The sequence below is a fragment of the Muricoccus nepalensis genome, from assembly GCF_006438825.1.
Classification (GTDB): Bacteria; Pseudomonadota; Alphaproteobacteria; order Acetobacterales; family Acetobacteraceae; genus Roseomonas; species Roseomonas nepalensis.
In genome coordinates this window covers 1-694 of record NZ_RCZP01000143.1, presented here as the reverse complement: position 1 = coordinate 694, position 694 = coordinate 1, and the positions used below count along the sequence as shown (strand labels likewise).

At 76.9% G+C, this 694-nt stretch carries 1 pseudogene; it reads right to left on the bottom strand.

Going from position 1 to position 694, the window contains the following annotated elements:
• Nucleotides 1-145: 145 nt before the first annotated feature.
• Nucleotides 146-694: pseudogene (locus EAH89_RS31010) on the bottom strand (histidine kinase dimerization/phospho-acceptor domain-containing protein); the annotation flags it as partial.

The following is a 694-nucleotide window of genomic DNA, read 5'->3' as shown; positions in this document are numbered from 1 at the left end:
GCGTCGCGCGCGTTGGTGGCGAGGTTGACCAGCACCGTTTCGAGCTGCCCGCGGTCCGCCAGCAGCGGCGGGAGACCCGCCGTGACCGCAACCACGGTCTCGACGCCGGCGCCCAGCGTGTGTGCCAGCACCTCGCGCAGCCCGGTCAGCAGGGCCGACACCTCGACGGCCTCGGCCCGCAGCTCGCCCGGCGCGAGAAGGTGAGCAGCCGCTGCGTGATGGAGGCGCCGCGGCGGGTCGCGTCCTCGATCATGCGAGCGAGGCGCTCGACACCGGCCGCGTTCCCGGGCCGCCGACGGATCAGCCCGGCGCCGCCGCTCACCGCCTGCATGACGTTGTTGAAGTCGTGCGCGATGCCGCCGGCGAGCTGGCCGAGCGCGGCCAGCTTCTCGGCCTGCACCAGCCTTGCCTGCGCCGTCTCGCGCGCGGCCACCTCCTCGCGCACGCGGTCCTCCAGCGTCTCGGCGAGTTCGCGCAGCCGGGCGTCGTTCTCCCGGAGCACCGCCTCGGCCTCCTTGGCGGCGGTGACGTCGCGCGCGACCGCCAGCAGGCGCGGCGCCTCGCCGTTCGCGCCGGGCAGCGAGGAGAAGCTCACGTCCCGCCAGCGCGGCGCGCCCTTGGCGGTCGGCCCGAAGGCGGTGAAGCGCGCCGGCCGGCCCGCCCGCGCCTCGGCCATGGCCGCGCGCACCACCGG